Origin of the sequence: Methylocystis sp., assembly GCF_021731785.1 — a bacterium.
Lineage (GTDB): Bacteria > Pseudomonadota > Alphaproteobacteria > Rhizobiales > Beijerinckiaceae > Methylocystis.
On the sequence record NZ_JAKFWS010000094.1, the window covers coordinates 1 to 9763 of the forward strand.

Here is a 9763-nt window from a genome sequence, read left to right on the forward strand (position 1 = left end):
GCTGGACCGCCTGCACGGTGCGCAGCAGGCTTGAGAGATCGGCGAGATCGGCGTCGTGCAAACTCAGTTTGCCGCTGATGCCGAGCCAACGCAGGCGATGGTCCTCGACGCCCCGGTGCGACGAGCGCCGCACCACGCCATGCACCTCATAGCCCTTGTCGAGCAAAAATTGCGAAAGATAGGCGCCGTCCTGTCCTGTAATGCCGGTCACCAACGCGCGCTTGGTCATTCATGGTCCTGTTCAAATTGCCTGGCGGGCCGCAACGACGCGATATTTCGCCGCGCCGCAGCGTCGGGCGGTCCTCGCCCAAGCCGCGGGCGGCTGGCTGCAAGAGGGCGCGCGCGACGCCATTACAGAATCGGGGCGCCTTAAGCAAGAGCGTGGGCGAGACGGAGACGCCGGCGGCAAGCCGCCGCCGGCAGACCCAAAAACCCGCCCATCGGACGGCCTACGCCCCTTTATCGGGAGGCGGCAATTTGCCTTCGGGCGTCGCTTTGTCGATGACCTCGGGCAAATATTGGGCAAGAAGCGCATTCGCCTTTTCGAGGTCGATTCCGGCGTTCTTGGCGATTTCCTTCAGCTTGTCGGCGTTGATCACCTTGCTGATGTCCACTTCGCTGATCTTTTCATTGGGACCGAGGCCAATCCAGGAGTGGACCTGCTTGCCCAGTCCGGAGTTCTCGAAATTCTTAACGACGCCGTCGAGGCCGCCTTGCTTCTCCACATATTCCTTAACAAGGTTCAGGGCTTCAGCGCCTACCACGCCGCCAGCGATCGCTTTAAGCCAACTCATGCTCATCTCCCTTTAAAAAAAGCGTGCGCCTCGCGCCGCGCCAATTCAGATAAGGCGGGGCATAGGCTTTACAATGGCAGGCGAGATCGCATCGCGTTAACGCCTTCATTCAAATAGCAAATCCTCCTTTGGGCCGCCCCAGCGCAGAATCTCTTGCCAGATGGCTGGCGCTGTTTCGGCGTAGCGGAAAAGACGACGATCCTGCGGATCGATCACGCCTTCGTCGAGCAGGAAATCGACGTCAAAGGCGCGTCGCCAGTAAGTTTCGCCGACGAGAATGATCGGGATCGGCTTGACCTTGCCGGTCTGCACGAGCGTGAGCGTCTCGAAAAGTTCGTCGAACGTGCCGAAACCTCCGGGGAAGGCGACCAAAGCCCGCGCGCGCAGCATGAAATGCAGCTTGCGCAGCGCGAAATAGCGGAACCGCAAGCAAAGCGACGGCGTGACATAGGTGTTGGGAAGCTGCTCATGCGGCAGCGTGATGTTGAGTCCCACCGTCTCGGCGCCGGCTTCGAAGGCGCCGCGGTTGGCCGCCTCCATGATGCCCGGTCCGCCGCCGGTGACGATAGCGAGGCGTGGCTGATCCCCACTCTGGCGGGCGGCACCGACGAGCGCGCCGAATTCGTGCGCGATCTGATAATAGCGCGAATTTTCGCAGGCCCGTTTCGCCGCCGCGAACCTGCTGGCGAGGGCCGCGTCATTGGGATCGGCGCTTGCGCGCGCCTGCGCTTCGGCGCGCCGGCGTTCCGCCAATTCGGGCTCGACGATGCGGGTTGAGCCGAAGACGACGATCGTATCGGTGACGCCATGGCGGCGCAGCAGCAGTTCGGCCTTGAGATATTCCAGTTCCAGGCGCGGACCGCGCGCCTCGGCGGAGGCGAGAAAATCAATGTCCTCGTCGGCCTTGCGATAGGAGGGACTGGAGAGGATCGCCTGCAGCCGCTTGGCCGCGGCCAGATCCGGGACGTGGGGCGCGGGAAGTCCGGACGAAGCCCGCTCATCGGGATCACGTCGAGAATTTCGCTCTTCGTCGCTTGCGCTCAATCATTCTCTCCTTGCATCGCTCCCGGGCGCTTTTCTTTATTTCCGCACTGGCCCGGCGTATATGACCCGCCGGACGCCGGAGGGCGAAGATTTATCGAGGAGCAGGGCGAGAGCGCATGGCCGGGCATAGTCAATTCAAGAACATCATGCACAAGAAGGGCAAGCAGGACGCGATCCGCTCCAAGCTTTTTTCAAAGCTTGCCCGCGAAATTACTGTCGCCGCCAAGATGGGCCTGCCCGACCCGAATATGAACGCGCGGCTGCGCGCCGCCGTTCTCGCCGCCCGGGCCGAGAACATGCCAAAGGACAATATCGAGCGCGCGATCAAGAAGGCCTCGGGCGCGGACGCGGAAAACTACGACGAGGTGCGCTATGAGGGCTATGCCCCCGGCGGCGTCGCCGTGATCATCGAGGCCCTGACCGACAATCGCAACCGCACGGCGGGCGAGGTGCGCTCCTATTTCACCAAGGCAGGAGGCGCGCTCGCCGAGACCGGCGCCGTGTCCTTCATGTTCGACCGGGTCGGGCTCATCGAATTCGATAGAAAGGCGGCGACGGAGGACGCGATGATGGAGGCGGCGATCGACGCCGGCGCCGACGACGTCTCGACGACCGACGAGACGCATGAAGTGATCACCTCCGTCGAATCGCTGCGCGACGTCGCCAAGGCGCTCGAAGAGAAATTTGGCGAGCCGCGCAAGGCGGCGCTCGCCTGGCGCCCGCAGAACACGATCAAGGTCGACGACGATTCGGGCGAGAAAGTCCTCAAACTCGTCGGTTTGCTCGAAGACAATGACGACGTCCAGAACGTCTACGCCAATTTCGAGGTCTCCGACGCGCTTGTCGCCAAGCTCGCCGGATAGCTTCGAGCGATAAACGCCAACCGCGCGCTGGGTGAAGATGCACAACAAGCGCGGCTATCACCACGGATCGCTCAAGCAGGCGCTGATCGACGCCGCTCTGGAGATTCTCGCCGAGGGCGGACCGTCGGCGCTCACGCTCACGGAGGCCGCGCGCCGCGCCGGGGTTTCGCCCGCCGCGCCCTATCGTCATTTCAGCGGGCGCGACGCGTTGATCAGCGAACTGGCGCGCCGCGGTTTCGAAACCTTTGGCGGGCGCATCGAGGCGGCGTGGGACGAAGGCCGGCCCGACGCCAAAAGCGCGATGCGGGCGATGTGCGCCGCCTATCTCAAATTTGCGCGCGACGAGCCCGGACTTTACGCGGCCATGTTCGGTCAGGCGCAAACGCTCGCCGATCCGGGCGCGGGCGGCGCCGCCGATCATGCGCTCGAGATCCTTTGGCGCGCGGTCGTCGCCTGGCTGCAGCAGGCGGGCGCGCCGGCCCAGGGCGCGCGCTACGCGGCGCTGCAGATTTGGTCGCTCGCGCATGGCGTGGCGATGCTGACCATCTCCGGTCATTTCGATCCGGTCGAAAGCGCCGATCCGGCGCTTTTACTCGAAAGCGCCGCGCAAGGCGTGATGGAGCGCGCGGCGGCGCGCGCCAAAGCCGGACCGGCTTGAACTTCTAATAAACTGCAACCATCGCCGAATTCGGCGCGCGCCTTAATCATTCATTAACGTTAACCCCCTCAAATGAAGCAAATCTTAATTGCGTGAGGCTGTCGTGCCGCAGGCGTCTTCAAAACACATTCGCTTCAAGGGCAGATCCTTTCCCGTTCTGACTCTCGAACCGGAACAGCCGCTCGAAGGCTGGTTCGAGCAATTGGACGGGCTGCTTACGCAGTCTCCCGCCTTCTTCAGCCGGAAGTCGATCGTCATCGACGTCGCGAAACTGACGCTGGAGCAGTCGGAACTGGGCGAGCTTCTCGAAAATATCGGCCGACGCGGCATACGCATCATGGGTCTCTCGGGCGTCGACCCGTCATGGGCGTGCGACGCGCTGCCGCCGATTCTGGCCGGCGGCCGCGCCACCCCTCAACCGCCGAGCGAAGCTGACGCCACGCCTGCCAAAGACGCAAGTTCCGGAACGCTGACCCCAAGCGAAGAATCGGCCTTCAAGGACATTGCGAATGCGCTCGGCGTGAGCGGCTCTCCGGGCGGCGTCGCGTCGGCTATGCCGCCCGCGCCGAGCGCTGCGCCGCTCATCTTGCTGGAGCCGGTGCGCTCCGGCCAGTCGATCTATCACCCCGAGGGCGACGTGACCGTCATCGGCTCCGTCGCTTCGGGCGCGGAAATCATGGCCGGCGGCTCCGTGCATATCTACGGAACGCTGCGCGGCCGCGCGATGGCCGGCGCCTATGGCGAGAAGCGCGCGCGAATCTTCTGCCGCAGGCTCGAAGCCGAGTTGCTCTCGGTGTGCGGCGTGTATCTCACCGCCGAAGAAATTTCGGCGAATGTGCAAAGCCAATCCATTCAGGCCTGGCTCGAAAACGAGACGGTCAAGATCGCACGGCTCGATTAATAGAGGACGAGACAATGTCCAAGACTTTGGTGGTCACCTCCGGCAAAGGAGGCGTCGGAAAGACAACGTCGACCGCAGCGCTTGGCGCCGCGCTGGCGCAACTGGGTCATAAGGTGGCGGTCGTCGATTTCGACGTCGGCCTGCGCAACCTCGACCTTGTCATGGGCGCCGAGCGGCGCGTTGTCTTCGACCTCATTAACGTCGCCCAGGGCGACGCGAAGCTGCATCAGGCGCTCATCCGCGACAAGCGGCTGAGCAATCTCTATCTGCTTCCCGCCTCGCAGACGCGCGACAAGGACGCCTTGACCGAAGAAGGCGTGCAACAGGTCATCGGCGAATTGCGCGAAAAGTTCGACTGGATCGTTTGCGACAGTCCCGCCGGCATCGAACGCGGCGCTACGCTCGCGATGCGCTTCGCCGACGTCGCTGTCGTCGTCGCCAATCCGGAAGTCTCCTCCGTGCGCGATTCGGACCGCATCATCGGCCTGCTCGACGCCAAGACCGAACGCGCCGAAAGAGGCGAACGGGTCGAGAAGCATCTCTTGCTGACGCGCTATGACGCGCAGCGCGCCGGCCGCGGCGAGATGCTCGCCGTCGATGACGTGCTGGAAATTCTCTCGATACCGCTGCTTGGAATCGTGCCAGAGAGCGAAGAAGTTCTGCGCGCCTCGAACGTCGGCTCGCCGATCATTCTTCACAACGCCATGAGCGCGGCGGCGCGCGCCTATATGGAAGCGGCGAAGCGGCTGTGCGGCGAAGAGCTTCCGGTGAAAATTCCCACAGACAGGAGAGGACTCTTCGTCCGGCTCTTTGGTCGGAGGGCGGCATGAATATTTTCGGATTGTTCGGGCGCCGCGGCGCCACCGCGCCGGTCGCGCGCGAACGCCTGCAGATTCTGCTGGCGCATGAACGCAAATCGGCGCGCGCATCCAATCTCATCGGCGTCCTGCACAAGGAAGTCCTCGCGGCGATCTCCAAGCACATCGCGGTCGACCCCGACAAGGTGATGGTGAAGATGCACCGCAAGGCGGATATGTCGCTGCTTGAAATCGACATCGAGATCGACTCGGACGCGGCGCGTCCAGACGATCCGGCGTTCGACGAGAACGACGCGCTTGAAGATGATCTGAGCGGCAAGGCGGCCTGAGTTTTCGGAACGCGACAAGCGTCCAGCGCTCCCAGGCCTCCGAATTCCGATTGATGGCGACGCCAAGTCTGCCGTGATGCCCGGCCTGGGCCAGCATCTAGGGCGGGAAGGCTGTTACGGCTTGGATGGCGGCGACAAGCGCGGCCATCACGCAGGGAGCCGCCCGCTCGTCAATACTGATTCGTCGCCTCGCTCTGCCAACGATCGGAAAGAACGCGCCGGCGGAGTGCGGCGGCCGCGTCGCTCAGGCACTTCGGAATTTGCAAATGTGCTTTCGGCGCCGCGCCGATTTTCTCAGCGCGCGTCTTCCCCTTGCGCTAATGTTAATGCATATTACATTGGTGTCGCCCCCGCTTCGCGGCGGGCGGCCGTCGACAAAATTGGAGCCCATCATGAGCTGCCATCGTTATTCTCGCATGTCGTCAGCAGGAGAGCGCGGATCGCCCTGGGGGCACTGCGGGCGAATGTCCTGGAGGCCGTATGAGATCGCGGCGGTGATCGTCGGCTTTTTCATCTTCTGGCCGCTCGGACTCGCGATCCTGCTATGGAAGCTTTGGCAGCGCAGCCAGGGCTTTGAGGGCGATTTATACGCCTTCGCGCAGGAGCAAGGCGCGCGGGTGAAAGAAGCCGTGACCGGCGTCGCCCGGGAGAGTTCGGCCGCTTGGCGCGGTCCGTCCTTCATGCGCTCGACCGGCAATGTCGCCTTTGACGAATGGCGTGAAGGAGAACTTGCGCGTCTCGAGGAAGAACGCCGCAAGCTCGCCGAAGCCGAGCGCGATTTCGCCGAACATATTGACCAGCTGCGCCGCGCCCGCGACCGCGAGGAGTTCGAATCCTTCATGCGCGGCCGCAAGCACGGCGAGAGCAAAGGCGCGTAGCGCGCGGCTTGGGCGAAGCGTCGGCGGCGTCACCCGACCAGACGCCGCCCTGAACGATGACAGGCGCAAATCGGCGACGTCCGATTTGCGCCGGCAGCGCCCATTTAGGGCGCGCCACTCCGATGACTTGTCGCCACTTATCCGTTATAGGTAACGAACGTCCGTCGTCTGAGACGCTTGGCCGTAGCGTCGCATCCGGGCCGCATTCGCTTGCTATAGGGACGCTTGCGCCGAAGGTCTTTCGAGCGATCTCCCTCGCCGCATGCCTCGATAGAAAGATTTCCAGCTTCAATGCGCCAGCCCACTCGTCCGTTCATAACGGCATATAAAGGTCGGTCTTCCAAATCCCGGACGTCCAATCCGTGGAAGATCGAAGAGACTGAAAATGCTGGCGGGAGCCCGCCGCTTAATGAGCCGAGCGCTTCGGCCTCCCTTGAGATCGAACGTGACCCCTCCTATTTGGCGGCTCTAGACGCAGCGGACGCGGTTTTCGGCGGCAAGGCGGCTGAACTTGCCCAAGTTCCGCCGCCGTCGACGGGCCGTCCGGGGCGAGTGCTCCCGAACCTGCTGCAAGATCAGGCGATAAACGCACCTCCGGCGAGCGCCGAATCAACCAGGACGCGTCGGGTGCGGCGGCCCGCCAAGGTCGCAAAAGCTGTCCCTGCTGAACCCAAAAAGAAGAAGCCGCAGCCGGCAGCGGTCGCGCCCACTCCCCCCGTGCAGCGGGCGAAGGAGCGCGAACCGGCAATCGTTGCAGAGCGGTCATCCCGGGCGATTAGGACGATCCAGAATAAATGGGTCTGGAAGACTGAACTCAAGGCCGGCGAAAACTGGAAGCGGCGCTTGAGCAAATTTGCGCGTTGATCGCGCCTGGCGTAGCGGCGGGCGCGACGCTGCAAGTCTATGGCGCGGTCGCTGACGCGTCCTCTGCCGTGAGCCCGGCGTCTCGAGACAATCGTTGATCATTTGCGCCCCGCTTCCGCAGGCGTGTGGATCGCGGGCCACATCTCGCAAATATCTCGCCGTTAACCAAAATTTTCGACCGTGAATTAACGGCCCGGCGCCAAGTCTCGCGGCATGGTCCGCCGCGTCCGTCAACCGCTGCTCGTGCTGGCGCTCGCCGCGGCGGCGCTGTCCGCCTGCTCGATCGGCCAGAAGCCGCAGCGGCCGGCCTGGCGCACGCAGGCTGAAAACGCCTGTCTCGCCGAAAGACGCGTCGCCCCGTCCGAATATATTGCGCTTGCGCCCGAGGTAGATGGCCCCGGCATTTGCGGCCTCACCAAACCGTTCAAGGTGACGGCGCTTCAAGGCGGCGCCGTCGCCTTCAACGCCACCGCGACTCTCGACTGCTCGATGGTCGCGGAGCTCGACCGATGGCTCGCCGACACCGTGCAGCCCGCCGCCCAGGCGCGCTTCGGACAGCAAATCGTCCAGATCAATTCGATGGGCTCCTATGCCTGCCGCGGCATGAACAATCAGCGGTGGACGCAGCTTTCGGAACACGCCTTCGGCAATGCGCTCGATATCGGCGGATTCGTGCTCGCTGACGGCCGCGAGATCACGCTTGTCCGCGACTGGTGGCGCGGCGACGCCCAGACCCGCGCCTTTCTGATGGACGTGCATCGCGGCTCATGCGGCCATTTCTCGACCGTGCTGGCGCCAGGCTCCAACGCCTTCCATTACAATCATATCCACGTCGATCTGGCGATGCACGGCCGCTCCGGACGCAGCATTTGCAAGCCCGAGCCGCAGGAGACTCTGCCGCCGCCCGATGCCTCGCCGCTCATCGCACAGCGGCGCGCGCCGCCGCCCGGCGCCGAGGAAGAGACCGACAATGATACGACCGGCAAGCCGCCGCTCGCCGCGTTCGAGGGACCGGGAGTGGGCGCGCGCGACGGGCTGGGACCGCTCGCCGGACCCGAAGCCTATGCGCCGCCGCCGTCGGCGCCGCTGCCGCCGCGGCGCGACGGCATCGGCCAGCTCATCGATGAGCGCGATGTGACGTCGAGCATCCGGCGGCGCGGAAGACTATAGGCTTGCGGCTCACCCCCTTTTGCCGCCGCCCATATTCACCAGCCGCAGGATCAGCCACGCCGGCACGACGAAGACGGCGCCGGCGAGCACATAGCTGACAAGCTCCCGCACCGCGCCGAAGCCCAGCTGATAGATGCGGTCGAAGAAGGCCTGAACGCCATGCAAAATATCGATCGGCCGCAGCTCTAGCCACATCAGCAGGGCGCCGACGACTAGGGAAATAACAAACAGCCGCACGAAAGTATTGAGCGGCGAGCCGCCGAGGAAATGTTCAAGCGTGTTGTTCGACGCCATTTCTCTGGTTTCCTGTGAAATCTTCTCGGAGCCCGGCAGGAGTGGCAGCTCGCGCTCGGCGTCTTGCCGCTCAGGCCGGCGCGGCTTGTCGAGATGCGGCCAATTGGCGAAAGGTCCCTGATCAGTCACGCCGGGCGCATCCTTATGGCCTTCACAGAGCTGGCCCTCACAGCGCGCCTCCGGGCGACGACTCTTCGCGAAACAGGCGCATTATGCGGCGCAGAAAGCGCTCGGTAAAGGAGAGCGCGCGCTCAAACTCCTCTTCGCTGGGCGTCGCGTTCGGCCTTGCCGCCGGCGGGACGGGCCCGGCCTCGGCGCGAGCTTTGAGCGCGGCGTTCTCCTTGCGCAGCCGGTCGATCTCCGCCTCGAACGCGGCGCGCTCCTCGGCTCCAAGCCGACACACAGTGACGCCGTCCTTCACCGAACAATAGGACAGCGCGCCGGTTTCCTTGTTCAGCCGGACATAGCCGCCCTCGGCGGGAGTCAGCGTGAAGCGTTCGCCTTCCGGCGCGATGATCGGCGGCGGCGTATCTGCGGCGGCCGGCGCTCCAAACGCTGCGGCAAGGATGATGGCGAGAAACGGACGCCGGATTTGCATCATTAGTCGCCGCTGGTTCGAGGAAGCTGGCTCGCAGATGGGCGTTCCGCGTTACCACGTCAACCTTGGGCGCATCGGTGCGCTTGAACGCCGCGGCGCGCTCGGCCATATAGCTGTAGCCGGAGCGCTTCACGGGTTCCGGCCGAAGAGGCGCCAACAGGGCTTCAGTGAGATGTCGCGTCCGCCGCTCAATTCGCCGTTCCTGCTCGGATTCGATGAAATCGAACGGGCGCTCGACCGGGTCGCCCGCACCGCCTCCGACGGCTACCCCCCTTATAATATCGAGCGCATTCCGCGCGGCGACGGCGCGCCGGAGCGGCTTCGGATCACGCTCGCCGTCGCCGGCTTCACCCGCGACCAGCTCGACGTCTCGCTGGAAGAAAACCAGCTTGTCATCCGCGGGCGCCAGAGCGAGGAGCGGGAGCGCCATTTCCTCCATCGCGGCATCGCCGCCCGGCAGTTCCAGCGCGCCTTTCTTCTGGCCGAAGGCATGCAGGTGCTGGGCGCCGATCTCGTCAACGGCCTGTTGTCCATCGATCTGGCGCGCCCCGA

The 9763-nt window shown here is 64.2% G+C and carries 14 protein-coding genes; 8 read left to right on the plus strand and 6 right to left on the minus strand.

Annotated elements, in window-relative coordinates:
- The 3 genes from QZ964_RS14770 to QZ964_RS14780 all read right to left on the minus strand — a co-directional run.
- A partial coding sequence (locus tag QZ964_RS14770; RefSeq protein ID WP_292532405.1) for a GDP-mannose 4,6-dehydratase occupies nucleotides 1-229 on the minus strand: 229 nt, incomplete at its 3' end.
- 220 nt (nucleotides 230-449) lie between these two features.
- Nucleotides 450-794, minus strand: a complete 345-nt coding sequence (locus tag QZ964_RS14775) for a YidB family protein (RefSeq protein ID WP_292532406.1) — start codon at nucleotides 792-794, stop codon at nucleotides 450-452.
- Nucleotides 795-899: 105 nt separating this feature from the next.
- Nucleotides 900-1838: a TIGR00730 family Rossman fold protein gene (locus QZ964_RS14780; protein ID WP_292532407.1), complete on the minus strand. Its 939-nt coding sequence runs from the start codon at nucleotides 1836-1838 to the stop codon at nucleotides 900-902.
- Between the two features lie 116 nt (nucleotides 1839-1954).
- Between QZ964_RS14780 and QZ964_RS14785 the strand changes: the two genes are divergently transcribed.
- The 6 genes from QZ964_RS14785 to QZ964_RS14810 all read left to right on the plus strand — a co-directional run bounded on the left by QZ964_RS14785 (nucleotide 1955) and on the right by QZ964_RS14810 (nucleotide 6285).
- Nucleotides 1955-2701: a YebC/PmpR family DNA-binding transcriptional regulator gene (locus QZ964_RS14785; protein WP_292532408.1), complete on the plus strand. Its 747-nt coding sequence runs from the start codon at nucleotides 1955-1957 to the stop codon at nucleotides 2699-2701.
- A gap of 37 nt (nucleotides 2702-2738) precedes the next feature.
- The gene (locus QZ964_RS14790; RefSeq protein WP_292532417.1) at nucleotides 2739-3359 is read left to right on the plus strand and encodes a TetR/AcrR family transcriptional regulator; all 621 of its coding nucleotides are present in this window, start codon (nucleotides 2739-2741) and stop codon (nucleotides 3357-3359) included.
- A 103-nt stretch (nucleotides 3360-3462) separates the two neighbouring features.
- Nucleotides 3463-4260, plus strand: a complete 798-nt coding sequence (minC, locus tag QZ964_RS14795) for a septum site-determining protein MinC (protein WP_292532418.1) — start codon at nucleotides 3463-3465, stop codon at nucleotides 4258-4260.
- Nucleotides 4261-4274: 14 nt separating this feature from the next.
- Nucleotides 4275-5090, plus strand: coding sequence for a septum site-determining protein MinD (minD, locus tag QZ964_RS14800; protein WP_292532409.1), 816 nt, complete (start codon nucleotides 4275-4277; stop codon nucleotides 5088-5090).
- Nucleotides 5087-5407, plus strand: a complete 321-nt coding sequence (gene minE, locus QZ964_RS14805; RefSeq protein WP_292532410.1) for a cell division topological specificity factor MinE — start codon at nucleotides 5087-5089, stop codon at nucleotides 5405-5407. Before minD ends, minE begins: the two co-directional genes overlap by 4 nt.
- Nucleotides 5408-5871: 464 nt before the next feature.
- A complete protein-coding gene (locus tag QZ964_RS14810; RefSeq protein ID WP_292532411.1) occupies nucleotides 5872-6285 on the plus strand; it encodes a DUF2852 domain-containing protein in 414 nt (137 codons plus the stop codon).
- 575 nt (nucleotides 6286-6860) lie between these two features.
- On the opposite strand, the gene QZ964_RS14815 is transcribed toward QZ964_RS14810, so the two are convergent.
- The gene (locus QZ964_RS14815; RefSeq protein WP_292532412.1) at nucleotides 6861-7184 is read right to left on the minus strand and encodes a hypothetical protein; all 324 of its coding nucleotides are present in this window, start codon (nucleotides 7182-7184) and stop codon (nucleotides 6861-6863) included.
- Nucleotides 7185-7362: 178 nt separating this feature from the next.
- Between QZ964_RS14815 and QZ964_RS14820 the strand changes: the two genes are divergently transcribed.
- Nucleotides 7363-8319, plus strand: coding sequence for an extensin family protein (locus QZ964_RS14820; RefSeq protein ID WP_292532413.1), 957 nt, complete (start codon nucleotides 7363-7365; stop codon nucleotides 8317-8319).
- A gap of 9 nt (nucleotides 8320-8328) precedes the next feature.
- Here the strand turns inward: QZ964_RS14820 and QZ964_RS14825 are convergent, their stop codons facing one another.
- Nucleotides 8329-8742, minus strand: a complete 414-nt coding sequence (locus QZ964_RS14825) for a DUF6460 domain-containing protein (RefSeq protein ID WP_292532414.1) — start codon at nucleotides 8740-8742, stop codon at nucleotides 8329-8331.
- 37 nt (nucleotides 8743-8779) lie between these two features.
- On the minus strand, nucleotides 8780-9214 hold the full coding sequence (locus QZ964_RS14830) for a hypothetical protein (RefSeq protein WP_292532415.1): 435 nt from the start codon (nucleotides 9212-9214) through the stop codon (nucleotides 8780-8782).
- A 169-nt stretch (nucleotides 9215-9383) separates the two neighbouring features.
- Here QZ964_RS14830 and QZ964_RS14835 point away from each other — a divergent pair.
- The coding region (locus QZ964_RS14835) for an Hsp20 family protein (protein ID WP_292532416.1) at nucleotides 9384-9763 on the plus strand (380 nt) is incomplete at its 3' end.